This window comes from Pseudomonas sp. 58(2021) (genome assembly GCF_017491585.1).
Classification (GTDB): domain Bacteria; phylum Pseudomonadota; class Gammaproteobacteria; order Pseudomonadales; family Pseudomonadaceae; genus Aquipseudomonas; species Aquipseudomonas fluorescens_BT.
Genome location: NZ_JAFGYZ010000017.1, coordinates 105883 through 132240, shown reverse-complemented (window position 1 = coordinate 132240; position 26358 = coordinate 105883). Strand labels below are relative to the sequence as shown.

Genomic DNA, 26358 nt, shown 5'->3' with positions numbered 1-26358 from the left:
GGGCCGGGCGCACATTTGTCGCTAAAAGTTACTCCAGTGCCTTCCAGATATCCGTGGCGTACTCGCGGATCGTCCGGTCCGACGAGAACCAGCCCATCCGCGAGGTGTTCAGCACCGCCGAACGCCACCAGTTGTTGGAATCATGCCAGAGCGCATCCACGCGCATCTGCGCTTCCCAGTACGAGTCGAAGTCGGCGCAGACCAGGAAGCGGTCGTAGTCCACCAGCGAATCGATCAACCCGGTGTAGCGCGACGTGTCGTCCGGCGAGAACACCCCGCTGCGGATCGCCTGCAACACATCGTTCAAACGATGGGACGCCGCGATGTCCGGCACCGCGCTGAACTCGTGGTTCTGCTTGCGCGCTTCGACCTGCTGGGCACTGAGGCCGAAGATGAACATGTGCTCGGCGCCGATGCTTTCGCACATTTCCACGTTGGCACCGTCGAGGGTGCCGATGGTCAGCGCGCCGTTGAGACCGAACTTCATGTTGCTGGTGCCCGAGGCCTCGAAACCGGCAGTGGAGATCTGCTCCGACAGGTCCGCCGCCGGAATGATGCTTTCCGCCAGACTGACGTTGTAGTTAGGCAGGAACACCACTTTGAGCAGGCCGCGCACGGTCGGGTCGTTGTTCACCACCCGGGCGATGTCGTTGGTCAGTTTGATGATGAGTTTGGCCTGGTGATAACTGGCCGCTGCCTTGCCGGCGAAGATCTTCACCCGCGGCACCCAGTCGGTCTCCGGCTCGGCGCGGATCGCCTGATACAGCGCGACCGTGTGCATCAGGTTGAGCAACTGGCGCTTGTATTCGTGGATCCGTTTGACCTGCACGTCGAACATCGCCGCCGGGTTGACCGCGATCCCCAGTCGCTCGTGAATTAGGTAGGCCAGCGCTTTTTTGCTGTGCAGCCGTTGCTCGGCGAAGGCTTTGCGGAAGGCTGGTTTTTCGGCGAACGGCTCAAGATCGAGCAGACGCTGTTCCGGGTTATCCAGAACGTCCGGGCCGAGGGCATCGACCAGCATCGACGTCAGCTCCGGGTTGGCCTGGTACAGCCAGCGGCGGAAGGTGATGCCATTGGTCTTGTTGTTGATCCGCTCTGGATACAGCTTGTGCAACTCGGCGAACACGGTTTTGCGCATCAACTGCGTGTGCAGCCCGGACACGCCGTTGACGCTGTGGGAGCCGAGGAACGCGAGGTTGCCCATGCGCACCCGGCGGCCGTTGTCTTCCTCGATCAGCGACACCGCGCGCAGCACGTCAAAATCGTGGATACCCTTGGCTCGCAGCGAATCGATGTGCTGGGCGTTGATCAGATAGATGATCTGCATGTGCCGCGGCAGCATGCGCTCCATCAGCCCCACCGGCCAGGTTTCCAGCGCTTCGGGCAGCAGCGTGTGGTTGGTGTACGACAGCGTATCGACGGTGACTTGCCACGCCGCGTCCCAAGCCACGTCATAGACATCGACCAGTTGGCGCATCAGTTCGGCGACGGCAATCGAGGGGTGCGTGTCGTTGAGCTGGATCGCCGCGTGATCGCCGAGGGTCAGCACCGAGGTGTGCATGTTGCGGTGACGGCGCAGCAAGTCCTGAAGCGAGGCGGCGACGAAGAAGTATTCCTGACGCAGACGCAGTTCCTGCCCGGCTTCGGTGCTGTCCGCCGGGTAGAGCACGCGGGAAATACTCTCGGCCCGGGCCACTTCGGCGACGGCGCCCAAGTGGTCACCGGCGTTGAAGCGCTCCAGGTGCAGGTCTTCCATCGCTCGGGCCCGCCACAGGCGCAAGGTGTTGACGCTCGCCCCGCGCCAGCCGACCACCGGCGTGTCGTAGGCAATGGCACGAACGGTTTCCGCCGGTTGCCAGACTTGCCGTGACTTGCCGCTGGCGTCGGTGACGGTTTCGACACTGCCGCCAAAGCCGATCGGATAGACCACCTCTGGCCGCTCGAACTCCCAGGGGTTGCCGAAATCCAGCCAGTGCTCGGTCTGTTCCTGCTGCCAGCCATCGACGATGGCCTGACGAAACAGCCCGTGCTCATAACGAATGCCGTAGCCGTGGCCAGCGATGCCGAGGGTCGACATGCTTTCCATGAAGCACGCCGCCAGCCGCCCAAGGCCACCGTTGCCCAGCGCCGCATCCGGCTCCAGGATGCGGATGCGCTCCAGATCGACGCCCAGCTCGGTCAGTGCTTCACGAGCAACATCCAGCAGGCCGAGGTTGCTCAGGCTGTCGTAGAGCAAGCGGCCGATGAGAAATTCCAGCGAGAGGTAATACACCCGCTTCTGACCTTTGCGGTAGATCTGCCGGGTGTGGTCCATCCAGTGCTCGACCATGTGATCGCGCGCCGCCAGGGCGATGGCTTCGAACCAGTCATGGTCGAAGGCGTGATCCGGGTCTTTGCCCACCGCGTAGGTGAGTTTGGTCAGGACGGCGTCGCGGAATGCGGCCACCTCTGCTTCGCGAACTAGTGGTTCTTGAGTCATCGATAGGACCTCGAGCGAGCGGGGAGTTGTCAGAGCCTAGACGGTCTGACCGACGGTAAGGGCTCTGGTTCGGCAGTTTTTACCGAGAGTGTGAGATCGACCGGCAATACTCTGGCGAATGCCTCAATGAATGCAGGGGCCGTGCCGAGTTGTCGGACGATGCGGGTGCATGAAGAAAAATCTGGCGAAAGGTTGTTCAAAAATCCACCCGTCCCGGTATGATCGCGCGCCCTGATGCACACGCCTGGTAAACCCCGATGATGAAGCCCAACCTGATCGCCGCAGCCGAGATCGACCGTCTCGATACCTGGGCCAAATATTCAGCCCCGATGTGCGGCTCGTGCGTTTCCAGCTGCTGCACGCTGCCGGTCGAGGTCAAGATCAAGGACCTGGTGCGCATCGGCGTGGTCGACGAGTTCGAACTGGGCGACCCGCCGAAGAACATCGCCAAGCGTCTGCAAAAGGAAGGGCTGGTGGAGCGCTTCAACCAGAAGTCGGGGATCTTCACCCTGCAGCGCATGAGCAACAACGATTGCTACTACCTGGATCGCAAGAGCCGCCTGTGCACCATTTATGACAAGCGCCCGGACACTTGCCGCAACCACCCGAAGATCGGCCCGCGGCCGGGGTATTGCGCGTACAAACCGAAGGAAGTGGAGCGGGTGCAGAATTCGCGGTCGATCGAGAAGTTCTGATCTGCCCTGAGATGTTCGGCGGCTGATCGGCCGCCTTCGCTGCAAGCCAGCTCCCACAGTGATTTTTGCTGTACACAAACTTTTGGTACGACTGAAAACACTGTGGGAGCGGGCTTGCCCGCGATAGCGCCGGAACAGACACCGCGCAAATCCCGGACAAACAAAAACGCCCCCGGTCTCTCGACCGGGGGCGTTTTTTTTAAGCCTGGGCTAAATCTTATGCCTTGGCTTTCTTGGCAGCGCGGGTACGCTCGCTTTCGTCCAGGATCTTCTTGCGAAGACGGATGGACTTAGGAGTGACTTCGCACAGCTCGTCTTCCTGGATGTATTCCAGAGCCTGTTCCAGGGTGAAGCGAACAGGTGGGACCAGAGCGATGGTTTCGTCTTTACCCGAAGCACGCATGTTGTCGAGCTTCTTGCCTTTGGTCGGGTTCACACCCAGGTCGTTGTCGCGGGAGTTCTGACCAACGATCTGACCGTTGTAGATCTCCTGGCCGTGTTCTACGAACAGCTTGCCACGAGCCTGCAGGGTTTCCAGGGAGTAGGTCAGCGCCTTGCCGGTTTCAACCGAAACCAGAACGCCGTTCTGACGGCCGGACATGTGGCCCGACTTCACTGGAGCGTAACGGTCGAAGATCGAGGTCAGGATGCCAGCACCGTTGGTCAGGGTCAGGAACTGGTTACGGAAACCGATCAGACCGCGAGCAGGGATGTTGTATTCCAGACGAACACGGCCTTTGCCATCCGGCACCATGTTGCTCAGGTCGCCTTTACGCAGACCCATTTCTTCCATGACCTTGCCCTGGGATTCTTCAGGGATGTCGATGGTGACGTTTTCGAACGGTTCCTGCTTCACGCCGTCAACTTCACGGATGATCACTTCAGGACGGCCCAGGGCCAGCTCGAAGCCTTCGCGACGCATGGTTTCGATCAGTACCGAGAGGTGCAGCTCACCACGGCCGGAAACCTTGAACTTGTCAGCCGAGTCGCCTTCTTCAACGCGCAGTGCAACGTTGTACAGCAGCTCTTTGTCCAGACGATCCTTGATGTTACGGGAGGTCACGAACTTGCCTTCTTTACCGCAGAATGGCGAGTCGTTTACCTGGAAGGTCATGGAAACGGTTGGCTCGTCAACGGTCAGAGGCTTCATCGCCTCGACGGTGTTGATGTCGCACAGGGTGTCGGAAATGAACAGCTCGTCGAAACCGCTGATGCAGACGATGTCGCCGGCCGCTGCTTCTTCAACGTCAACGCGGTGCAGACCGTGGTGACCCATCAGCTTCAGGATACGACCGTTGCGGCGCTTGCCGTCGGCGCTGATAGCGACAACCGGAGTGTTCGGCTTGACGCGACCACGAGCGATACGGCCAACACCGATAACACCCAGGAAGCTGTTGTAGTCCAGAGCGGAGATCTGCATCTGGAACGGACCGTCACGGTCAACAGCCGGAGGCGGAACGTGGTCGACTACCGCCTGGTACAGCGCGGTCATGTCTTCGCCCATGGCGGTGTGGTCCAGACCGGCGATGCCGTTCAGGGCCGAAGCGTAAACAACCTGGAAGTCCAGTTGTTCTTCGGTAGCGCCCAGGTTGTCGAACAGATCGAAGATCTGGTCCAGAACCCAGTCAGGACGCGCGCCCGGACGGTCAACCTTGTTGATCACCACGATTGGACGCAGGCCGGCTTCGAAAGCCTTCTTGGTCACGAAACGGGTTTGCGGCATAGGGCCGTCTTGGGCGTCGACCAGCAGCAGCACGGAGTCAACCATGGACATTACGCGCTCGACTTCGCCGCCGAAGTCGGCGTGGCCCGGGGTGTCCACGATGTTGATGTGGTAGCCGTTCCAGTTGATGGCGGTGTTTTTCGCCAGAATGGTAATGCCGCGCTCTTTTTCCTGGTCGTTGGAGTCCATCACGCGCTCGTCGTTGAGCTCGTTGCGCTCCAGGGTGCCGGATTGACGCAGGAGTTTGTCTACCAGGGTGGTCTTACCATGGTCAACGTGGGCAATGATGGCGATGTTGCGTAGATTTTCGATCACTTGTGTATCTCGATCAGAGGATTCGGTTTGCTGACAAGTCTTGGCAGCGATTAGCAGTAGTGTCCGGCATGGCCGTTACAGCTTGACGGCGGTGTCGGGGGGCCGGTGACGCAGGCCACAGGCAAACAGCCCCGGGCACTTAGCTCGGTCGATAAACGCGCACATTGGCATGCCCCTCACTGAGCAAATGGTGAGCATGCAGGCGACTCATCACGCCTTTGTCGCAATACAGCAGGTACTGGCGAGTAGGGTCCAGTTCCTTGAAACGTGCGTTCACTGCATAGAACGGCATCGTCTGTACTTCTATGCCCTTGAGCTCCAGCGGCTCATCCTCGGCGGCATCCGGGTGACGGATGTCGATGACGATCTGGCCGGCCAGTGCCTCGCTGACTTCTTCGATTTGCAAATCCTGGCCCAATTCGTCGATCACCCGATCGATCGGCACCAGTCTGGCGTTTGCGAGCGCACGCTCGAGCACCGCCATGTCGAATTCCTGCTCTTCGTGCTCGACCCGGCCACGCTTGGCGGCGGTCTTCGGGTTGACCGAGATGACGCCGCAGTATTCCGGCATGTGCCGGGCGAAATCACCGGTACCGATCTGGTCGGCCGTGTCGATGATGTCCTGCTTGTGGGCGACGATCAGCGGTCGCAGCACCAGCTTGTCGGTGACGCAATCGATGACCGACAGGTTCGGCAACGTCTGGCTCGATACCTGGGAAATCGCTTCGCCGGTGACCAGCGCATCAATGTGCAGGCGCTCGGCAATGCTCGACGCTGCGCGCAACATCATACGCTTCAACACGACGCCCATATGACTGTCGTCGACCTTGCCGAGAATCTCGCCCAGCACTTCTTCGAACGGAACGCTGACAAATAGCACGCGTTGCGAGCTGCCGTACTTCTTCCAGATGAAATGCGCGACTTCCATCACGCCCAATTCGTGGGCACGACCACCCAGATTGAAGAAGCAGAAGTGCGTCATCAGGCCGCGACGCAGGATCTGGTAGGCCGCAACCGTCGAGTCAAAGCCACCGGACATCAATACCAGCGTCTGCTCCAGCGCACCGAGCGGGTAGCCGCCGATGCCATTGTGCTGGCTGTGGATGACAAACAACCGTTTGTCGCGAACTTCGATGCGGACTTCGATTTCCGGCGCTTTCAGGTCGATACCGGCGGCACCACACTCACGGCGCAGCTTGCTGCCGACGTATTTTTCGACGTCCATCGAGCTGAAGGCATGCTTGCCCGCACGCTTGCAGCGCACCGAGAAAATCTTCCCGGCCAGTGCATCGCCATAGTGCTGTTTGCACTTCTCGGTGATGTCGTCGAAGTCACCCAGCGGGTACTCGTCGATCTGCAGAAAGTGCGCGATGCCCGGCATGCAGGTCAGGCGTTCGCCCATCTCTTTCAGGGCCTTGGGATCGGTCACGCGGGTTTCCAGCTCGAGATTGTCCCACACACCGTTCACCACCACGGCCGGGTCCAGGTCGCGGAGCACGGTGCGGATGTTCTTGGCCAGCTGGCGGATGAATTTCGTCCGGACAGGTCGGCTTTTGATGGTGATCTCGGGGAAGACTTTTACGATTAGTTTCATGAAAACAGCGCGCGCTGGGCCAGCCGAAAAAGGGGGGCGCGGATTATAGCGGAAATTGCTCAAGGTTTAACCAGTTAATGTGCAGAAGGTTTTGCATGCACCAAAACGGGTCATTTTCGACTTATAGCGCTACATTAGAGGGCGAGATTTTCTCTCTTTCTGCGCTTTGCACCTTTATAAGCGTGAATTTGGGGCAAAAAACCCATGCTGGGGCACTGGCATGCAATTTGCTCCCTTGTGAGGCAGGTTGCCTTGGCAGAGTATTCGCGCCGGCATCACCAACATTTAAGGGCATCCACTACCAGCCCTAAGCCACCCGGAGGACACTATGTCGAAGTCGGTTCAACTCATCAAAGATCATGACGTCAAGTGGATTGATCTGCGCTTCACGGACACCAAAGGCACTCAGCACCACGTGACCATGCCGGCTCGCGATGCGCTGGAAGACGACTTCTTCGAAGTTGGCAAGATGTTCGACGGCTCCTCCATCGCTGGCTGGAAAGGCATCGAAGCCTCCGACATGATCCTGCTGCCGGACGACGAAACTGCCGTTCTGGACCCGTTCACCGAAGAGCCGACCCTGATCCTGGTTTGCGACATCATCGAACCTTCGACCATGCAAGGTTACGATCGCGACCCGCGCGCCATTGCCCACCGCGCCGAGGAATACCTGAAGACCACCGGTATCGGTGACACCGTATTCGCCGGTCCAGAGCCTGAGTTCTTCATCTTCGACGAAGTGAAGTTCAAGTCCGACATCTCCGGCTCGATGTTCAAAATCTACTCCGAGCAAGGCTCGTGGATGTCCGACCAGGACGTGGAAGGCGGCAACAAGGGCCACCGTCCAGGTATCAAGGGCGGCTACTTCCCGGTTCCGCCGTTCGACCACGACCACGAAATCCGTACCGCCATGTGCAACGCACTGGAAGAGATGGGTCAGACCGTTGAAGTTCACCACCACGAAGTGGCGACTGCCGGTCAGAACGAAATTGGTGTCAAGTTCAACACCCTGGTGAAGAAAGCTGACGAAGTTCAGACTCTGAAATACGTTGTACACAACGTTGCTGACGCTTACGGCCGCACTGCGACCTTCATGCCGAAGCCGCTGTACGGCGACAACGGTTCGGGCATGCACGTTCACATGTCCATCTCCAAAGATGGCAAGAACACCTTCGCGGGTGAAGGTTATGCCGGCCTGTCCGACACCGCCCTGTACTTCATCGGCGGCATCATCAAGCACGGTAAGGCCCTGAACGGCTTCACCAACCCGGCCACCAACTCCTACAAGCGTCTGGTGCCAGGTTTCGAAGCTCCGGTGATGCTGGCCTACTCGGCTCGCAACCGTTCCGCCTCGATCCGTATTCCTTACGTCAACAGCCCACGCGGCCGTCGTATCGAAGCACGTTTCCCGGATCCGGCTGCCAACCCGTACCTGGCTTTCGCAGCACTGCTGATGGCCGGTCTGGACGGTATCCAGAACAAGATCCACCCAGGCGATGCTGCTGACAAAAACCTGTACGACCTGCCGCCTGAAGAGGCGAAAGAGATCCCGCAAGTTTGCGGCAGCCTGAAAGAAGCCCTGGAAGAGCTGGACAAGGGCCGTGCGTTCCTGACCAAGGGCGGCGTGTTCTCCGACGACTTCATCGATGCCTACATCGCGCTGAAATCCGAAGAAGAAATCAAGGTCCGCACCTTCGTACACCCACTGGAATATGAGCTGTACTACAGCTGCTGATCCGGTAGCGCTGCGCTACGCGGCGTGACAAAAGAGAGGCCTCCTTCGGGAGGCCTTTTTTTTGAGGTTATTTCCGACAACATCAATCCAGAAATCCGAAAGCAACTGACACATCGTCCGGCATCAATCCCTTTGAGCGGCCCGTAGCCTTTCCTCCTTACGGCCACTTGAGGAATACAACGATGAAGCAATGTCTTTTCCAGATTCTGCTTGCCACTCTGGCAACTCTGACCCTGCAAGGCTGTGCCTCGCCACAGGAATCAAGACAGATAGAGCGCAATCTGTTGCTCGAAAGCACCACGTCGTGGGATGGGACCTCCTATTCAAACTACCCCGACGCCAAACCCGAACTGTCGGTGCTCCGGCTCAGTATTCCTGCCAACACACAGCTCCAGTGGCACACTCACCCTATTCCCAACGCTGCCTACATTCTCTCCGGCGAACTGACTATCGAAAGCAGGGACGATGGCCGCAGCAAACGTTTTAAACAGGGAGAAGCCGTCGCTGAAATGGTGAACCGCAGTCATCGCGGGATCACTGGAGACAAACCTGTGGAGCTGGTTGTGTTCTATGCTGGCGGCGAGGGTATTCCATTGTCGGAGTGATATCCGCTACTCACAGGACGTCCGAATGCGGCCATTGCTGCCAATTCTGTTGCTGGCTTGCGCGTACGACGCGTCAGCGCAGATCTACAAATACACCGACGCCAACGGCAACACGGTGTACAGCGATCACTCGCCGGACGGCGTGAAGGCGCAGCCGGTGGAGTTGCCGCCGCTCAACAGCGTCCAGCCTCAGGCACCGAGCGCGCCGTCGTCGGACACGGCCAGCCGGGCGCCTGCGCGCAATGCCTATGACGTGCTGGAACTGACCGGCCTGCCCACCGAAGAAGCCCTGCGCGCCAACAACGGCACGTTCACCGTCAGCGTGCAGATCAAGCCGCGCCTGCAACCGCCGCACCAATTGCGCCTGCTGCTGGACGACGCGCCTTATGGCCAGCCGAGCAACGTGCCGATCCTGCAACTGGTGAACGTCGACCGGGGTGAGCATCGGCTGGCGGTTCAGGTGATCGATGGCGAGGCGATCATTCAACAGAGTCCGGCAGTGGTCTTCACTGTGCAGCGAGTGCACAAGCCGTGACTCGCGGACTGATCGCTGCGTGTCTGGCCCTGTTCGCGCTCGGTGCGTCCGCCGAAGTCTTCACTTATGTCGATGCGCAGGGCAATCGCGTCTACACCGATCAACCCCGGGGCAACGCCAAGCGTGTGCCGCTGGCCACCAGCAATCGCATGGCCTCCAACCCGACCGGGGCGGCACCCATCACCAAGGCCAAAAAATCACCGGAGCAACCGCTGTTCCGCTACGACATGCTGCGGGTGCTGGTACCCGAGCCGGACGCCACCATTCGCAGCAGCGCCGGCGAGCTGATCGTCAGCGTCACCAGCGAACCCGGCCTGCAAAAGGGACATCGCTATCGCCTGCTGCTGGATGGCCAGGCCACCGGCGAACCCGGCCTGAGCCCGGTGTTTCCACTGAACAATATCGATCGCGGCAGCCACAGTCTGTCAGTAGAGATCCTCGATGCACAGAATCGCATCGTCGAACGAACGGCCAATCAGCCGTTCCACATGCAGCGCATTTCGCTGGCACAAAAGCGCCAGGTCAACCCCTGCACCACCGATGACTACGGCGTTCGACCGGAATGCCCGCTGAAAGACAAACCCGCCGAACCGAAAAATCCCTTCCTACGTTTCTTTTAGCGCCGTTCAGCTTTGCGCACTATATTGGTGCAACAGTCTGCACCGTACCCACAATCCAACCCATTTTGGTTCGAAAGTACCCGCAAGGGTCGGCCAATCGCTGCGCAAACGGGCGTCAAACGCCTGTTTCAGGCGCCGAACGCTTCTTTTCGGAGCCTTGGTTTGGTTTTTGCATTTTCCTCGCACCGGCGCTTGGTTTCTTGCGCACGCCTTGCTCCAAAAGAGGTCCTGATGACCATAAGCGACGCACTCCACCGTTTGCTGCTCGACAACCTGACCACCGCCACCATCCTGCTCGATGCCGAATTGCGCCTCGAGTACATGAACCCGGCGGCGGAGATGCTGCTGGCCATCAGTGGTCAGCGCAGCCATGGGCAGTTCATCAGCGAGCTGTTTACCGAATCCACCGAAGCGCTCAACTCGTTGCGCCAGGCGGTTGAACAGGCGCACCCGTTCACCAAGCGCGAAGCGATGCTCACCGCCCTCACCGGCCAGACCCTGACGGTGGATTACGCGGTGACGCCCATCCTCAGCAATGGCGCGACCCTGCTGTTGCTGGAGGTTCACCCTCGCGACCGCCTGCTGCGGATCACCAAGGAAGAGGCGCAACTGTCCAAGCAGGAAACCAGCAAGATGCTGGTGCGCGGCCTCGCCCACGAGATCAAGAACCCGCTGGGCGGCATCCGTGGCGCCGCGCAATTGCTGGCCCGGGAGCTACCGGAAGACAGCCTGCGCGACTACACCAACGTGATCATCGAAGAAGCCGACCGCCTGCGCAATCTGGTCGACCGCATGCTCGGCTCGAACAAACTGCCGTCGCTGGCCCTGTGCAACGTCCACGAAGTGCTGGAGCGCGTCTGCCAACTGGTCGAGGCCGAAAGCCAGGGCTGCATCACGCTGGTGCGCGATTACGACCCGAGCATTCCCGACGTACTGATCGACCGTGAACAAATGATTCAGGCCGTGCTGAACATCGTGCGCAACGCCATGCAAGCGATCAGCAGCCAGAACGAGCTGCGCCTGGGCCGCATCAGCCTGCGCACCCGCGCCATGCGCCAATTCACCATCGGCCATATCCGCCATCGCCTGGTGACCAAGATCGAGATCATCGACAACGGCCCGGGGATTCCGGCGGAACTCCAGGAAACCATTTTCTTTCCCATGGTCAGCGGCCGTCCGGACGGTACCGGACTCGGCCTGGCCATCACCCAGAACATCATCAGCCAGCACCAGGGCCTGATCGAGTGTGACAGCCACCCAGGCCACACCACGTTCTCGATCTTTCTGCCACTGGAACAAGGAGCCACATCGACATGAGCCGTAGTGAAACCGTGTGGATCGTCGATGACGACCGTTCTATCCGTTGGGTTCTGGAAAAAGCCCTGCAACAGGAAGGCATGACCACCCAGAGCTTCGACAGTGCCGATGGCGTGATGAGCCGCCTGGCCCGCCAGCAGCCGGACGTGATCATCTCCGACATCCGCATGCCGGGTGCCAGTGGCCTGGATCTTCTGGCGCGGATTCGCGAGCAACACCCACGACTGCCGGTCATCATCATGACCGCTCACTCCGATCTGGACAGCGCTGTCGCCTCCTATCAGGGCGGTGCCTTCGAATACCTGCCAAAACCGTTCGATGTCGACGAAGCGGTGTCGCTGGTCAAACGCGCCAATCAGCACGCCCAGGAACAACAGGGCCTGGAAGTCGCGCCAACCCTGACCCGCACCCCGGAAATCATCGGCGAAGCACCGGCGATGCAGGAAGTGTTTCGCGCCATCGGACGCCTGAGCCACTCCAACATCACCGTATTGATCAACGGTGAATCAGGCACCGGCAAAGAGCTGGTAGCCCATGCCCTGCACCGCCACAGCCCGCGTGCGGCCTCGCCGTTCATTGCGCTGAACATGGCGGCGATTCCGAAAGACCTGATGGAGTCCGAGCTGTTCGGCCACGAGAAAGGCGCATTCACCGGCGCAGCGAACCTTCGACGCGGACGTTTCGAGCAAGCTGACGGCGGCACGCTGTTCCTCGATGAAATCGGCGACATGCCGGCGGACACCCAGACCCGGCTGCTGCGGGTCTTGGCCGATGGCGAGTTCTATCGCGTCGGCGGGCATGTGCCGGTCAAGGTTGATGTGCGGATCATCGCCGCGACTCACCAGAATCTGGAAACCCTGGTCCACGCCGGGAAATTCCGTGAGGACTTGTTCCACCGCCTCAACGTGATCCGCATCCACATCCCGCGCCTGTCGGACCGTCGCGAAGACATCCCGACCCTGGCCAAGCACTTCCTCAGCCGCGCCGCGCAAGAGCTGGCGGTCGAGCCGAAGCTGCTGAAAAGCGAGACCGAGGAATACCTGAAAAACCTGCCGTGGCCGGGCAACGTGCGTCAGCTGGAAAACACTTGCCGCTGGATCACGGTGATGGCGTCGGGGCGCGAAGTTCACATCGGCGACCTGCCACCGGAACTGCTGAGCCTGCCTCAGGATTCAGCGCCGGTGACCAACTGGGAACAGGCGCTGCGCCAGTGGGCCGATCAGGCGCTCGCACGCGGTCAGTCGAGCCTGCTCGACAGCGCGGTGCCGGCGTTCGAGCGGATCATGATCGAGACCGCCTTGAAGCACACCGCCGGACGTCGTCGCGACGCGGCCGTGCTGCTGGGCTGGGGCCGGAACACCTTGACCCGCAAGATCAAGGAACTTGGCATGAAGGTCGATGGCGGGGATGACGATGAGGGCGATGAAGGCTGAGCTTCGGCGCCAGCCTGCACCGCCGCAAGGCAGCGTGACCCTTAATCGGGCACGGCCACTGGCTCAGGTTTGTCCTGTAAACCGCTGAAAATCCCACCCTGTGAAAAGACGAAGGCCCCGTATTACGGGGCCTTCGTCATTGTGTCGGGCTTTTTTGTTTCAAAACGATAAAAACTGGCACGCCCCCTGCAACAACCCAATCAGGTGATTCGATTCACCCACCCTTTCGGGGGCCTTGGTACAGGCAGGCCGGGGATTCCCCTCTTTACACCAGGCTCACACCACAAACGTGATGAGCCCACCCTTTTGGGGCCCTTGATACAGGCAGGTCAGGGGTTCCCTCTTTACACCGGCTCAGAACGCGATGCGATGAGCCCGCCCGTTTCGGGAACCTTGGTACAGGCAGGCCGGGGATTCCCTCTTTTATTGCTCCCGGAGATGGATCTCCAGCCGCCAGCGGTCATCGACCGCCTGGCCGGCCCAGTCGCCCTGCAGCGGCCGCGCCGCCACCAGCGTCAGCAACAATCCCCCGTCACTCAAACGCGTCCGCCAGTTCACGTCCTTGCCGTTGAGCTTGAGCTGACCTTTCTGCGCCTTGCCTTCGGCCTCGAACAGCAACGCGATGCTGCCATCGACGATCTCGCCATGCAGCTTCGGCTCATTGTTGAACCAGACCGCCAGACCACCATCGATCACTTCGACCTGCTGCAAAACGCTTGGGTCAGGGGTGGTCAAACGGCCGATCATCATTCCGACCATCAGGCCGAAAATTGCCAGCGACCCCATGACTCGCGGGAATAGTTTCGAACGCGGGTCGGCTGGCGGCGTAGAATGCGCGTCATCTTTACCTTCGGAGCCGTGCATGTTTCACGTCATCCTTTTTCAACCGGAAATTCCACCGAACACCGGTAACGTTATCAGGCTGTGCGCCAACAGCGGCTGCCACCTGCATTTGATCGAACCGCTGGGCTTCGAGATGGACGACAAGCGGCTGCGTCGCGCCGGTCTCGACTATCACGAGTATGCCACTCTGCAACGCCACGCCGACCTCGCCAGCTGCCTGGAAAGCCTCGGCCATCCACGGCTGTTCGCCTTCACCACCAAGGGTTCGCGGCCGTTTCACGATGCCGCGTTCGTCCCGGGCGATGCGTTCATCTTCGGCCCGGAAAGCCGTGGCCTGCCGCCGGAAGTGCTCGACGCCCTGCCCGCCGAACAGCGCCTGCGTCTGCCGATGCGCGAAGGCTGCCGCAGCTTGAACCTGTCCAACACCGTAGCAGTGGCCGTGTACGAAGCGTGGCGGCAGAACGACTTCAAGTAACACCCGAAAACAACTGTGGGAGCGAGCCTGCTCGCGATAGCGGTGCGTCAGACGACATCGATGTCATCTGACCCTCCGTAATCGCGAGCAGGCTCGCTCCCACATTGGGTGGAGCCAGACCGCTTACTGAACGGTCGGAGTCTCGCCGGCGTCCTGCATGCGCTGCAGCTCTTGCGCGTACAGGGCGTCGAAGTTCACCGGGGCCAGCATCAGGGCCGGGAACGAACCACGGGTCACCAGGCTGTCCAGGGTTTCGCGAGCATACGGGAACAGGATGTTCGGGCAGAACGCACCCAGGGTGTGGCTCATCGAGCCCGCGTCCAGGTTCTTGATCAGGAAGATACCGGCCTGTTGCACTTCAGCGATGAAGGCCACTTCTTCACCGTTTTTCACGGTGACGGACAGGGTCAGCACGACTTCGTAGAAATCACCTTCCAGGGCTTTCTGGCGGGTGTTCAGATCCAGAGCGACCGCCGGGTCCCATTGCTGACGGAAAATCGCCGGGCTTTTCGGAGCTTCGAAGGACAGGTCGCGTACATAGATGCGCTGCAAGGAGAATTGCGGTGCGGTTTCTTCTTCGCTGGCTGCAGTGTTCTGTTGGTCAGTCATCTCAGATCCTTTCTGATCTTGGGTCTTTTGGGTTCTTGGTGAGGTGCAGCAGTTCAGGCCTTGAGCAGCGCGTCCAGCTTGCCGGCGCGCTCCAGGGCGTACAAATCGTCACATCCGCCGACGTGGGTGTCGCCGATCCAGATCTGCGGCACGGACGTACGTCCAGCCTTCTGGGCCATGGCGGCGCGCACCTGCGGCTTGCCATCGACCTTGATCTCTTCGAAGGCCACACCTTTGTTCGCGAGCAGGTACTTGGCGCGCGAGCAGTAAGGGCAGTAATCGCTGGAATAGACGATGACGTCGTTCATATCACTTCACCAGTGGCAGGTTGTCGCCTTTCCAGCTGGAGATCCCGCCGGACAGCTTGGCGGCGGTAAAGCCGGATTTCATCAGCTCGCGGGCATGGGTGCCGGCAGTCTGACCCAGGGCGTCGACCAGAATGATGGTCTTGGCCTTGTGTTTTTCCAGCTCGCCGATACGGGCGGCCAGTTTGTCCTGGGGAATGTTCACCGCGCCAACGATGTGACCGGCGGCGTATTCCTTGCTCGGACGGATGTCCACCACCACGCCGGCGTCCTTGTTGACCAGTGCGGTCAGCTCGCCGGTACTCAGGCTTTTACCGCCGCCCTGCACCGTATGCGCCAGCAGCAAAGCCAGCAGTACGACGAAGATACCGACAAGAATGTAGTGGTTAGTGGCAAATTCAATCAGGTGAGCAACCATCGAAGGAGGTTCCAGGGCGTTAAAATGTCGGCCAGTATACACAGCCACTATGGTGGGCCAAACCCCGTCCGGCGGTGACGCCGCCGGAACTTCGCTTTAAACTCCAACTCCCTTTTCCATCGCCCTCTTCTTTATTAGCCACGAGTGGATTCCATGACTACCACGCCTAAACCTTTGGTCCTGATGATTCTCGACGGCTTCGGTCACAGCGACAGCCCCGAATCCAACGCCGTCTATGCGGCCAAAAAGCCTGTGCTGGATCGCCTGTGGGCCACCGTGCCGAACGGCTTGATCTCGGGCAGCGGCATGGACGTCGGTCTGCCGGACGGCCAGATGGGCAACTCCGAAGTCGGCCACATGAACCTCGGCGCCGGGCGCGTGGTGTATCAGGACTTCACGCGTGTGACCAAAGCGATCCGCGACGGCGAGTTCTTCGAGAACCCGACCATCTGCGCCGCCGTGGACAAGGCCGTGGCCGCCGGCAAGGCCGTGCACTTCATGGGCCTGCTGTCGGATGGCGGCGTTCACAGCCATCAGGATCACCTGATCGCCATGGCCGAACTGGCCTTCAAGCGCGGCGCCGAAAAAATCTACCTGCACGCCTTCCTCGACGGCCGTGACACGCCGCCGAAAAGCGCCGCCTCGTCGATCGAACTGCTCGACGCGACCTTCCAGGCCCTCGGCAAGGGCCGCATCGCCAGCCTGATCGGCCGCTACTACGCCATGGACCGCGACAACCGTTGGGATCGCGTGGCCCAGGCCTACAACCTGATCGTTGATGGCAAGGGCGAATTCAACGCCGCCACCGCCCAGGAAGGTCTGGAGGCCGCTTACGCCCGTGGCGAGAGCGACGAGTTCGTCAAGGCCACCAGCATCGGTGAGCCGGTGAAGGTCGAAGACGGCGACGCCGTGGTGTTCATGAACTTCCGCGCCGACCGCGCACGCGAGCTGAGCCGCGTGTTTGTCGAAGACGGTTTCAAGGAATTCGAGCGCGCACGCCAGCCAAAAGTGCAGTACGTGGGCCTGACTCAATACGCCGCCAGCATCCCGGCCCCCGCCGCCTTCGCGCCGGGCAGCCTGGAAAACGTGCTCGGCGACTACCTGGCGAAAAACGGCAAGACCCAGCTGCGCATCGCCGAAACCGAAAAATACGCCCACGTCACTTTCTTCTTCTCCGGTGGTCGCGAAGAGCCGTTCCCGGGCGAGGAGCGCATCCTGATCCCGTCGCCGAAAGTCGCCACTTATGACTTGCAGCCGGAAATGAGCGCGCCGGAAGTCACCGACCGCATCGTCGAGGCCATCGAGAACCAACGCTATGACGTGATCGTGGTCAACTACGCCAACGGCGACATGGTCGGCCATAGCGGCGTGTTCGAAGCGGCAGTGAAAGCCGTTGAATGCCTGGACACCTGCGTCGGCCGTATCGTCGATGCCCTGGAAAAAGTTGGCGGCGAAGCGCTGATCACCGCCGACCACGGCAACGTCGAGCAAATGGCCGACGAAGCCACCGGCCAGGCGCACACCGCGCACACCACCGAGCCGGTGCCGTTCATTTATGTCGGCAAACGCGACCTCAAGGTCCGTGAAGGCGGCGTGCTGGCGGACGTGGCACCGACCATGCTCAAACTGCTGGGTCTGGAAAAACCGGTGGAAATGACTGGCACTTCGATTCTGGTCTGATATCAAAAACGCCCTGTAATCAGCCTGAAACGGCTTTTTATGACGAACGCCTCAAAGCAGTTGGCTTTGAGGCGTTTTTTTTGCCGCGTGGGGCGGGCATACTAGGCCGTCCCTTACCCTGGTACCGCCCGCCCTTATGCTTCGCGTCCTGATCGCCCTCGCTCTGACATGCCTGCTCCAACCGGCCTTCGCTGACGAGCGTGCGCAAACCCAACAACAGTTGGACGCCACGCGTCAGGACATCGCCGAGCTGAAAAAACTGCTGGGCAAGCTCCAGGAGGAAAAATCCGGCGTCCAGAAAGAGCTCAAGGGCACCGAAACCGAGATGGGCAAGCTCGAGAAACAGGTCGACGCCCTGCAAAAAGAGCTGAAGAAGAGTGAATCCGAGCTGCAGCGGCTCGATGCAGAGAAAAAAAAACTCCAGAGCGCGCGCACTGAACAGCAACGACTGATCGCCATCCAGGCCCGCGCGGCCTATCAGAACGGCCGGCAGGAATACCTCAAGCTGCTGCTCAACCAGCAGAATCCCGAGAAATTCGCCCGTACCCTCACCTATTACGACTACCTGAGCCAGGCCCGCCTGGAGCAGCTGAAAAACTTCAACGAAACCCTGCGTCAGCTGGCCAATGTCGAAAAGGACATCTCCTCCCAGCAAGCCCAGTTGCTGGTGCAGAAAAGCGACCTCGACACCCAGCGCGACGCCCTCGAAAAGGTTCGCAAGGAGCGCCAGCAAGTGCTGGCCAGGCTCAACGACGACGTAAAAGCGCGCGACCAGAAACTGGCCGCCCGCGAGCAGGATCAGGCAGACCTGTCTAAAGTCCTTAAAACCATTGAAGAAACCCTGGCCCGCCAGGCCCGTGAGGCAGAAGAAGCGCGGCAGAAAGCGCTCATCGCCCAGCAGGAAGCCGAAAAAAAGCGTTTGCGTGAGGCCCAGGCCCGTGCCGATGCGGACTCGGACACCAGCGACGCCCCGCGAAAACAAGTCAGACCCACACCTGGCGCGCTGGTTTCCAGCAGCGGCGAGACGTTCGGCGGCCCTTTTGCTGCCACCCGGGGAAAACTTCCATGGCCGGTTGATGGTCGACTGCTGGCACGTTTCGGTGAAACCCGTGGCGACGATGCCCGCACCAAGTGGGATGGCGTGATGATCAGCGCCTCCGCCGGCAGCCAGGTGCACGCCGTACATGGCGGGCGCGTGGTGTTTGCCGACTGGTTGCGCGGTGCCGGGCTATTGGTGATCCTCGATCACGGCAATGGTTTTCTGAGTCTTTACGGTCATAACCAGACGCTGCTGAAGTCGGCTGGTGACGTGGTAAAAGCCGGTGAGTCCATCTCCACTGTCGGTAACAGTGGCGGGCAGGACACACCAGCGCTGTATTTCGCAATTCGTCAGCAGGGTCACCCGAGTGATCCGGCGCAATGGTGCCGCGCGCAAGGATAGGCGTTGAGTCACCAACTTTAGGAGTTCGTTCGACATGCTGCATTTGTCCCGTCTTACCTCGCTGGCCCTGACGATCGCCCTGGTGATCGGCGCGCCTCTGGCGTTTGCCGCTCAACCGGCTCCGGCTGTCGCTCCGGCAGGCACTGCCGCGACGTCCAAGGCCCCGCTGCCGCTGGAAGAGCTGCGCACCTTTGCCGAGGTCATGGACCGGATCAAGGCCGCGTATGTCGAACCGGTGGACGACAAGACCCTGCTGGAAAACGCCATCAAGGGCATGCTCAGCAATCTCGACCCGCACTCGGCCTACCTCGGCCCGGAAGACTTCACCGAGCTGCAGGAAAGCACCAGCGGTGAGTTCGGCGGCCTGGGTATCGAAGTCGGCTCGGAAGACGGCTTCATCAAAGTCGTGTCGCCAATCGACGATACGCCAGCATCGAAGGCCGGCATCCAGGCCGGTGACTTCATCGTCAAGATCAATGGCGCGCCGACCCGCGGCCAGACCATGACCGAAGCCGTGGACAAGATGCGCGGCAAGATCGGCCAGAAAATCACCCTGACCCTGGTCCGTGACGGCGGTACGCCGTTCGACGTAACCCTGGCCCGCGCAGTGATCCAGGTGAAGAGCGTCAAGGCGCAATTGCTCGAATCGGGTTATGGCCTGATCCGCATCACCCAGTTCCAGGTCAAGACCGGCGAGGAAGTCTCCAAGGCCCTGGCCAAGCTGCGCAAGGACAACGGCAAGAAGCTCAACGGCATCATCCTCGACTTGCGCAACAATCCGGGCGGCGTGCTGCAGGCAGCGGTGGAAGTGGTCGACCACTTCATCACCAAGGGCCTGATCGTCTACACCAAGGGCCGGATTGCCAACTCCGAACTGCGCTTCTCCGCCACCGGCAAGGACGAAAGCGAAGCCGTGCCGATGGTCGTGCTGATCAACGGGGGCAGTGCCTCGGCCTCGGAAATCGTCGCCGGCGCCCTGCAAGACCAGAAACGCGCCGTGGTCATGGGCACCACCAGTTTCGGCAAGGGTTCGGTGCAGACCGTGCTGCCGCTGAACAACGACCGTGCGCTGAAGATCACCACCGCGTTGTACTTCACGCCGAACGGCCGCTCGATCCAGGCCCAGGGTATCGTCCCGGACATCGAAGTGCGCAAGGCCAAGATCACCAACGAAGCGGACGGCGACTACTTCAAGGAAGCGGACCTGCAGGGTCACCTGGGCAACGGCAACGGCGGCGCGGACAAACCGACCGGCTCCGGCGGCAAGCCGAAAGCCATGCCGCAGGATGACGATTACCAGTTGGCCCAGGCCCTGAGCCTGCTCAAAGGCCTGAGCATCACGTCCGGCCGTTGAGGATGTCTTTGCGTTTCGTCTTTGTCCTGCTGTGCTGTCTGGCGGGTGCTGCTCACGCAGAACCTGCCAGACCGACACCACAAAAAGCCTACCTGACACTGATCATCGACGACCTGGGGCAGAACCTGCCCCGGGATCGCCGCGTGCTGGCCCTGCCGGGGCCGGTCACCACGGCAATCATGCCCGACACCCCGCACGCCACCGAATTCGCCCGCGAAGCCCATCGTGCCGGCAAGATCGTGATCCTGCACATGCCGATGGACCCGGCTACCGGTCCATTCGCCTGGCATCCCGAACTGCCCATCGAAGAGCTTGAGAAGCGTCTCGACGCCGCGTTCAAAATGGTCCCCTACACCGCCGGCATCAACAACCACATGGGCAGCCGCATGACGGCGCAACCGGTGGCGATGGCTTGGTTGATGGGTGAACTGCAGCGCCGTCACAAGTTCTTCGTCGACAGCCGCACCAGCGCCCAGACTGTCGCTGCGCAACAGGCACAGAAGATCGATCTGGCGAGTGTTTCCCGGGACGTGTTTCTCGATGACGAGCGCACCGAAGCGGCGATCTACACCCAGTTGCAGACCGCAATCAATCTGGCGCGCAAACAGGGTTCGGCGGTAATGATCGGCCATCCTTACCCGCAGACCCTGGCCGTGCTGGAGCGAGAACTGCCTAAGTTGAAAGCTCAAGGCATCGAGTGGATCGACATCAAGCAGATGATCAGCGTGCGCAGCAATCGCGCTACGGCCGCGCACGGCAAAAACGGTGTCTACCGATAAACGCCCTGATACAACCGCTACACATAGTTATTGCCTGACGACTCGCCCGCGTCTGGATAGTCAGCCCTGCAATGGTTAGCGACTCTTGTGAGTCGCCTTTCAAACTTCAGGACTGACTATGACAGGCATCGACAGCAACACATTACCCGCGCAGCGAATGGAACCGATCCGGTTCGGCAATCTGCTGATCAATTTCACCAGCGAATTCCATCGGATCTGGGACAGCCGGGGCTCCGGCTCCTCGGTTGGAAGCTTTTGGCGCCCGACCCCCGCCCCTGACCTGCTGCCGGGGTACTTCCCGCTTGGGGATCTGGCCGTGACCGGATATGAAAATATCAACGGAAACAGAATCGTGGCCGTCGTCTGTGAAGGTGAACTGCAAGGTGACGACGCCTCCCGAGGCAAAGCACTCAGCCCGCCCACGGACTATGAAAAAGTCTGGAGGGACTCCAACTCCGGAGCTGCCGCCGACTGCACGGTGTGGCGCCCGATCCCTCCTTCCGGCTACGTGGCCATGGGACTTGTCTGCTCCAATGGTCGCGACAAGCCATTACTCAATGCGATCCGCTGCGTGCGGGAAGATCTGGTCATCGCCACGACCGTCGGCCATTTGATCTGGGACGATAAAGGCAGTGGCGCAAGACAGAACTTCAGCGCCTGGCACATCGATCCTCCGCAGGCTGCCGAAGGCGAAATCTATTTTGCTCCGGGCACATTCTTCGGTGTCCAGAGCCACTCCAGGCCTGTGAATTCCATCGCCTATGCGTTGCGAATGCAGCTTCCCCGGCAGTCAGTACCGGCACCCGAGGCTCCGAAACTCTCGGGGTATGGAGCACCCCCGGAACTGGCACCGGCCAAGGTCACACAGACCGTGCGAATTCCGTGGTTCGCGGTGACCGATCATCTGTCTCCTGGCGAGCAATTATCTACTTCCCCGTTCTACCATCTGGAACGCTCGGATCAGTATGTACTGGTGGGACACGGTCACAACACGAGTGATCTGCCACGGCCGTTCAAGTGGAAAGCAATTCGTGCCCAGAACCCGCAGATGCAGCAGATTTTCAGTCGCCTCACCTCTATCGAAGTGTCGAAAGCGTGGCCAGCGATGCCTTCGAGCGCTGCCCGCGCCATCCGCTACTCGGCGCATTTGTACAAGGACTTTACCTACTGCGAGACATCACCCGACGGCTGGAATGAATCCCGCCCACTGGACATCGTCGCCATGGCTGCCAAAAACAAGGCCGTGGCGATCTACCAGGTACAAAGTCTTTATACGTTGAGGCGCACGGACGGCACTCATGTAGCGGTGAGCATGAGTTACACCGATGATGAAAGCCTTTACTTGACCGAGTATCCGCCAGAAACCGACAGCACGCTGACCTTCACTCCGCAATTGGCGACAGAACCGCCTTCAAGCGAAAGCCATTCAGACCGTGACAGCCACGATATCGGTCTCGCCCCACAGCCGACGACAGAGGAAGGAGTCGTTACAAATACTGCCCCATGATCTCGTCGACCACGCCTTCCTTGCGCATCTGATCCAGCTCAGCCTGCAACCGGGCAACGGTTGCATCCGGCACGTCCTTGTTCAGCGCCAGGTACAGCTCGGCGCTGTTGAAGCGAAGCACGGTTTTCAATCCGGTCACGCCATCCTGTCGAGCCAGATAGCGCCCGGCAGGATCGCCAGTGGCCCACAGGTCAATCTGGCCGCTGACAAGCTTTCTGGCGTTGTCCTGATCACGCAGCACCACCACCGGCTTCAGCCCCTGTTTGGTCAACGTCTCGGCAATCGCATCGCCCTTGTAGGCGCCGATCTTGTACTTGCGCGCATCATTGAGGGTTTCGAGGGTGATCTTGCTGTCGGCCTTGGCCAGCATGACCCAGTCGTCCGGGCCGATCGGGCCGACCCACTTGAACAGTTTTTCGCGATCCGGCAGCCGCGCCATGACGAACGCACCGTAACCGGGATTTTCCAGCGCCAGCTTGTAGACCCGCTCCCAGGGGAAACGCAGGGTCAGGCTGTAGGTGATGCCGGCACGTTTGAACATCTCGCGCACGATGTCCGTGGCAATGCCATTGATGTTTTCGTCCTGGGCGAAATTCTTGCCGTTCTTCGCCATGTTGTACGGCGGGAAGTTTTCGGTGAGGAGCACCAGATCGGTGTCGGGACTTTCTTCGGCGTACCCGGTGTTGATCAACAACACGGAGGCACTGGCGAGGACGAGAAGCAGGCGTTTGATCATGTCGGGCTACCGAAATCCATGGCGTGCCCAAGAGTGCCTTGGGTACGCCATGCTGTCCACTGGCCTGTATGGATGTTTAGCGCATTACGATGCCGCGGTGCGCCATGTAAGCCTTGGCTTCTTGAACGGTGTATTCGCCGAAGTGGAAAATACTCGCCGCCAGCACAGCGCTGGCGTGACCTTCGAGGATGCCGTCAGCCAGGTGCTGCAGGTTGCCGACGCCGCCGGATGCGATCACCGGAATGCCCAGCGCATCGCTGATGGCGCGGGTCACGCCGAGGTCGAAGCCGTTTTTCATGCCGTCCTGATCCATGCTGGTCAGGAGGATTTCACCGGCACCCAGGCCTTCCATTTTCTTCGCCCACTCGACGGCGTCGAGACCGGTCGGCTTGCGACCGCCGTGGGTGAAGATCTCCCAGCGCGGGGTTTCGCCCGGGCCGGAGACCTTCTTCGCGTCGATGGCGACGACGATGCATTGCGAGCCGAAATGCTGCGCCGCTTCGCCGACGAATTCAGGATTGAACACGGCAGCGGTGTTGATCGACACCTTGTCCGCACCGGCATTGAGCAGGTTGCGGATGTCCTGCACGGTCCGCACGCCGCCGCCGACGGTCAGCGGGATGAACACCTGGCTGGCCATGCGCTCGACGGTGTGCAGCGTGGTGTCACGGCCATCGACGCTGGCGGTGATGTCGAGAAAGGTAATCTCGTCGGCACCCTGCTCGTCATAGCGACGGGCAATTTCCACCGGGTCGCCGGCGTCACGGATGTTCTCGAACTTCACACCTTTGACGACCCGGCCGTTGTCCACGTCCAGGCAAGGGATGATGCGTTTGGCCAGCGCCATGGTCAGTCCTCAGCCTTGGTACGAGTCGCAGAAAGCTTGCGCTTCGGCGACGTCGAGAGTGCCTTCGTAGATCGCCCGGCCGGTGATTGCGCCGATGATGCCCGGCGCCTTGGCGTCGAGCAGCGACCTGATGTCACCCAGGTTGTGAATGCCGCCGGAAGCGATCACCGGGATCTTCGTGGCAGCAGCCAGCGCAGCGGTGAACGGTACGTTGCAGCCCTGCATCATGCCGTCTTTGGCAATGTCGGTATAAACGATCGAGGACACACCGTCGGCTTCGAACTGCTTGGCCAGGTCGATGACCTGCACTTTGCTGATTTCAGCCCAGCCGTCGGTGGCGACAAAACCGTCCTTGGCGTCGAGGCCGACGATGATCTTGCCCGGGAACGCGCGGCAGGCTTCGGCAACAAATGCCGGCTCTTTCACCGCTTTGGTGCCGATGATCACGTAGCTGACGCCCGCCTTGACGTAGTGCTCGATGGTATCCAGCGAACGGATGCCGCCGCCGATCTGGATCGGCAGGGTCGGGTAACGCTTGGCGATCGCGGTCACCACTTCACCGTTGACCGGCTGGCCTTCGAAAGCGCCGTTCAGATCGACCAGATGCAGACGGCGGCAACCGCCCTCCACCCACTTGGCAGCCATGCTCACCGGATCATCGGAGAACACTGTGGAATCTTCCATGCGGCCCTGGCGCAGACGTACGCAGGCACCGTCTTTGAGATCGATAGCGGGAATAATCAGCATCTGGCAAACCTTCAAATTTGAATGTTCAGCTTGGCTCGGAAATCAGTTTTTCTCGAGCGCCCACAGGTCGCTTTCGATGCTTTCAAACCGCTCCTTGAGGTGGGTCTGCACATCGAAAATCGCCCTGTTGTAATAGTGCGGAGCAATTTCGCGGGTAAACAACTCAAGAATTTCCGCCGCCTCGAACGAACCCAGGTCCAGTTCGAAACGATCCTCCATGAACCGCTGGATCTTGCGGCTGGCCTCGCTTTCCTGCTCGGGTGTGAGGGTCAGGATCGGCGGTTTGGATTTCTTGACGGCCATTTACCAGCGACCGTCCCACGCCGCGAAGTTCTGCAGCAATTGCAGGCCATGGGTATGGCTCTTCTCCGGGTGGAACTGCACGGCGAAACGCGAACCTTCGGCCAGCGCCGCGGCGAAATCGACGCCGTAATGACCGCTGCCGACCACCTGCCGCGGATTACCGGCGGCGATGTAGTAACTGTGCACGAAGTAGAAACGCGCCAGGTCCGGAATGTTGTGCCACAGCGGGTGATCCACCGACTGCTTCACTTCGTTCCAGCCCATGTGCGGGACTTTCAGGTGCTCGCCGTCTTCATGCAGGTCTTTGCCGAAGAACTTCACCGCGCCGGGGAACAGGCCGATGCAGTCGACGCCGTCGTTCTCTTCGCTGGTGTCGAGCAAGGCTTGCATGCCGACACAGATGCCGAGGAATGGACGATCCTGGCTGACTTCACGTACCAGCGAATCGAAACCGAGGCGACGGATCTCCGCCATGCAATCGCGAATCGCACCGACACCGGGGAAAACCACACGGTCGGCTTCGCGGATCACGTCCGCATCGCTGGTGATCAGCACCTTGCCGGCGCCAACGTGCTCGAGGGCCTTGGCCACCGAGTGCAAGTTGCCCATGCCGTAATCGATTACCGCAACGGTCTGCATTACAGCACGCCCTTGGTCGAAGGCATCTGGCCGGCCATGCGGTCATCCAGCTCGACGGCCATGCGCAGCGCGCGGCCGAAAGCCTTGAACACGGTTTCGATCTGGTGGTGAGTGTTGGTGCCGCGCAGGTTGTCGATGTGCAGGCTGACCAGCGCGTGGTTGACGAAGCCCTGGAAGAATTCCTGGAACAGGTCGACGTCGAAGCCACCAACGGTGGCGCGAGTGTACGGCACGTGCATCTGCAGGCCCGGGCGGCCGGAGAAGTCGATGACCACACGCGACAGCGCTTCGTCGAGCGGCACGTAGGCGTGGCCGTAGCGACGAATGCCTTTTTTGTCGCCGATGGCTTGCGCGAAGGCCTGGCCGAGGGTGATACCGACGTCTTCCACGGTATGGTGGTCGTCGATATGCAGATCGCCCTTGCATTGGATATCCAGGTCGATCAACCCGTGACGGGCGATCTGATCCAGCATGTGCTCAAGAAAAGGAACACCGATATCGAATCGGGCCTTTCCGGTGCCATCAAGGTTGATCGAGGCTTTGATCTGGGTTTCCAGAGTGTCGCGCTCGACAGACGCCTTACGTTCGGCCATCACCAGCTCCGCAAAATCATTGGGCGAAAAA

At 60.3% G+C, this 26358-nt stretch carries 26 protein-coding genes; 13 read left to right on the top strand and 13 right to left on the bottom strand.

Features of this window, described 5'->3' with window-relative positions; all coding sequences use genetic code 11:
* Window positions 1-28 precede the first annotated feature (28 nt).
* Window positions 29-2479 (bottom strand): glycogen/starch/alpha-glucan phosphorylase, encoded by a 2451-nt coding sequence (locus J5M72_RS20220; protein ID WP_207866879.1) that lies wholly within the window; start codon window positions 2477-2479, stop codon window positions 29-31.
* Between the two features lie 257 nt (window positions 2480-2736).
* Between J5M72_RS20220 and J5M72_RS20215 the strand changes: the two genes are divergently transcribed.
* Window positions 2737-3174: a YkgJ family cysteine cluster protein gene (locus J5M72_RS20215; RefSeq protein ID WP_007961740.1), complete on the top strand. Its 438-nt coding sequence runs from the start codon at window positions 2737-2739 to the stop codon at window positions 3172-3174.
* A 217-nt stretch (window positions 3175-3391) separates the two neighbouring features.
* Here J5M72_RS20215 and typA read toward each other — a convergent pair whose 3' ends face one another.
* Together typA and thiI are read right to left on the bottom strand one after the other, a co-directional pair.
* Window positions 3392-5212: a translational GTPase TypA gene (gene typA / locus J5M72_RS20210; RefSeq protein ID WP_127648587.1), complete on the bottom strand. Its 1821-nt coding sequence runs from the start codon at window positions 5210-5212 to the stop codon at window positions 3392-3394.
* Between the two features lie 139 nt (window positions 5213-5351).
* Window positions 5352-6806 carry a tRNA uracil 4-sulfurtransferase ThiI gene (gene thiI, locus J5M72_RS20205; protein ID WP_207866878.1) on the bottom strand — a complete coding sequence of 485 codons (1455 nt, stop codon included), beginning with the start codon at window positions 6804-6806 and terminating at the stop codon, window positions 5352-5354.
* Between the two features lie 328 nt (window positions 6807-7134).
* Between thiI and glnA the strand changes: the two genes are divergently transcribed.
* From glnA to ntrC, 6 genes are all read left to right on the top strand, one after another.
* Window positions 7135-8541, top strand: coding sequence for a type I glutamate--ammonia ligase (glnA, locus tag J5M72_RS20200; protein ID WP_207866877.1), 1407 nt, complete (start codon window positions 7135-7137; stop codon window positions 8539-8541).
* Window positions 8542-8723: 182 nt separating this feature from the next.
* A complete protein-coding gene (locus J5M72_RS20195; RefSeq protein WP_207866876.1) occupies window positions 8724-9146 on the top strand; it encodes a cupin domain-containing protein in 423 nt (140 codons plus the stop codon).
* 25 nt (window positions 9147-9171) lie between these two features.
* A complete protein-coding gene (locus tag J5M72_RS20190; RefSeq protein ID WP_169428460.1) occupies window positions 9172-9681 on the top strand; it encodes a DUF4124 domain-containing protein in 510 nt (169 codons plus the stop codon).
* Window positions 9678-10301 carry a DUF4124 domain-containing protein gene (locus J5M72_RS20185; protein WP_207866875.1) on the top strand — a complete coding sequence of 208 codons (624 nt, stop codon included), beginning with the start codon at window positions 9678-9680 and terminating at the stop codon, window positions 10299-10301. The genes J5M72_RS20190 and J5M72_RS20185 overlap by 4 nt, the downstream gene beginning before the upstream one ends.
* A gap of 231 nt (window positions 10302-10532) precedes the next feature.
* The gene (glnL, locus tag J5M72_RS20180) at window positions 10533-11618 is read left to right on the top strand and encodes a nitrogen regulation protein NR(II) (RefSeq protein ID WP_096821967.1); all 1086 of its coding nucleotides are present in this window, start codon (window positions 10533-10535) and stop codon (window positions 11616-11618) included.
* Window positions 11615-13051, top strand: coding sequence for a nitrogen regulation protein NR(I) (ntrC, locus tag J5M72_RS20175; protein WP_056852210.1), 1437 nt, complete (start codon window positions 11615-11617; stop codon window positions 13049-13051). The genes glnL and ntrC overlap by 4 nt, the downstream gene beginning before the upstream one ends.
* Before the next feature lie 423 nt (window positions 13052-13474).
* On the opposite strand, the gene J5M72_RS20170 is transcribed toward ntrC, so the two are convergent.
* The gene (locus tag J5M72_RS20170) at window positions 13475-13915 is read right to left on the bottom strand and encodes a hypothetical protein (protein ID WP_207866874.1); all 441 of its coding nucleotides are present in this window, start codon (window positions 13913-13915) and stop codon (window positions 13475-13477) included.
* Here J5M72_RS20170 and J5M72_RS20165 point away from each other — a divergent pair.
* On the top strand, window positions 13914-14369 hold the full coding sequence (locus J5M72_RS20165; protein ID WP_041071426.1) for a tRNA (cytidine(34)-2'-O)-methyltransferase: 456 nt from the start codon (window positions 13914-13916) through the stop codon (window positions 14367-14369). The genes J5M72_RS20170 and J5M72_RS20165 overlap by 2 nt on opposite strands.
* Before the next feature lie 123 nt (window positions 14370-14492).
* On the opposite strand, the gene secB is transcribed toward J5M72_RS20165, so the two are convergent.
* From secB to J5M72_RS20150, 3 genes are read right to left on the bottom strand one after another with little or no spacing between them, the layout of a single operon-like run.
* Window positions 14493-14978 carry a protein-export chaperone SecB gene (gene secB, locus J5M72_RS20160; RefSeq protein WP_207866873.1) on the bottom strand — a complete coding sequence of 162 codons (486 nt, stop codon included), beginning with the start codon at window positions 14976-14978 and terminating at the stop codon, window positions 14493-14495.
* A 53-nt stretch (window positions 14979-15031) separates the two neighbouring features.
* Window positions 15032-15286 carry a glutaredoxin 3 gene (grxC, locus tag J5M72_RS20155; protein WP_207866872.1) on the bottom strand — a complete coding sequence of 85 codons (255 nt, stop codon included), beginning with the start codon at window positions 15284-15286 and terminating at the stop codon, window positions 15032-15034.
* Between the two features lies 1 nt (window position 15287).
* Window positions 15288-15701, bottom strand: a complete 414-nt coding sequence (locus J5M72_RS20150; RefSeq protein ID WP_169428455.1) for a rhodanese-like domain-containing protein — start codon at window positions 15699-15701, stop codon at window positions 15288-15290.
* A gap of 153 nt (window positions 15702-15854) precedes the next feature.
* Between J5M72_RS20150 and gpmI the strand changes: the two genes are divergently transcribed.
* From gpmI to J5M72_RS20125, 5 genes are all read left to right on the top strand, one after another.
* Window positions 15855-17381, top strand: coding sequence for a 2,3-bisphosphoglycerate-independent phosphoglycerate mutase (gene gpmI / locus J5M72_RS20145; RefSeq protein WP_169428454.1), 1527 nt, complete (start codon window positions 15855-15857; stop codon window positions 17379-17381).
* Window positions 17382-17517: 136 nt separating this feature from the next.
* Window positions 17518-18822, top strand: a complete 1305-nt coding sequence (locus tag J5M72_RS20140; RefSeq protein WP_169428453.1) for a murein hydrolase activator EnvC — start codon at window positions 17518-17520, stop codon at window positions 18820-18822.
* Between the two features lie 34 nt (window positions 18823-18856).
* Window positions 18857-20176 carry a S41 family peptidase gene (locus tag J5M72_RS20135; protein WP_085712771.1) on the top strand — a complete coding sequence of 440 codons (1320 nt, stop codon included), beginning with the start codon at window positions 18857-18859 and terminating at the stop codon, window positions 20174-20176.
* A 2-nt stretch (window positions 20177-20178) separates the two neighbouring features.
* Complete coding sequence (locus tag J5M72_RS20130) at window positions 20179-20955, top strand: divergent polysaccharide deacetylase family protein (RefSeq protein ID WP_207866871.1); 777 nt, start codon at window positions 20179-20181, stop codon at window positions 20953-20955.
* 118 nt (window positions 20956-21073) lie between these two features.
* A complete protein-coding gene (locus J5M72_RS20125; RefSeq protein ID WP_207866870.1) occupies window positions 21074-22462 on the top strand; it encodes a Vps62-related protein in 1389 nt (462 codons plus the stop codon).
* On the opposite strand, the gene J5M72_RS20120 is transcribed toward J5M72_RS20125, so the two are convergent.
* From J5M72_RS20120 to hisB, 6 genes are all read right to left on the bottom strand, one after another.
* On the bottom strand, window positions 22443-23198 hold the full coding sequence (locus J5M72_RS20120) for an ABC transporter substrate-binding protein (RefSeq protein ID WP_169428449.1): 756 nt from the start codon (window positions 23196-23198) through the stop codon (window positions 22443-22445). The two genes, J5M72_RS20125 and J5M72_RS20120, sit on opposite strands and share 20 nt — an antisense overlap.
* A 76-nt stretch (window positions 23199-23274) precedes the next feature.
* On the bottom strand, window positions 23275-24045 hold the full coding sequence (gene hisF / locus J5M72_RS20115) for an imidazole glycerol phosphate synthase subunit HisF (protein WP_007897430.1): 771 nt from the start codon (window positions 24043-24045) through the stop codon (window positions 23275-23277).
* Between the two features lie 9 nt (window positions 24046-24054).
* Complete coding sequence (hisA, locus tag J5M72_RS20110; protein ID WP_207866869.1) at window positions 24055-24792, bottom strand: 1-(5-phosphoribosyl)-5-[(5-phosphoribosylamino)methylideneamino]imidazole-4-carboxamide isomerase; 738 nt, start codon at window positions 24790-24792, stop codon at window positions 24055-24057.
* Window positions 24793-24834: 42 nt separating this feature from the next.
* A complete protein-coding gene (locus tag J5M72_RS20105; RefSeq protein WP_016772123.1) occupies window positions 24835-25095 on the bottom strand; it encodes a DUF2164 domain-containing protein in 261 nt (86 codons plus the stop codon).
* Window positions 25096-25734: an imidazole glycerol phosphate synthase subunit HisH gene (hisH, locus tag J5M72_RS20100; RefSeq protein ID WP_085712765.1), complete on the bottom strand. Its 639-nt coding sequence runs from the start codon at window positions 25732-25734 to the stop codon at window positions 25096-25098.
* Window positions 25734-26327: an imidazoleglycerol-phosphate dehydratase HisB gene (gene hisB, locus J5M72_RS20095; RefSeq protein ID WP_085712764.1), complete on the bottom strand. Its 594-nt coding sequence runs from the start codon at window positions 26325-26327 to the stop codon at window positions 25734-25736. Before hisB ends, hisH begins: the two co-directional genes overlap by 1 nt.
* Window positions 26328-26358 lie beyond the last annotated feature (31 nt).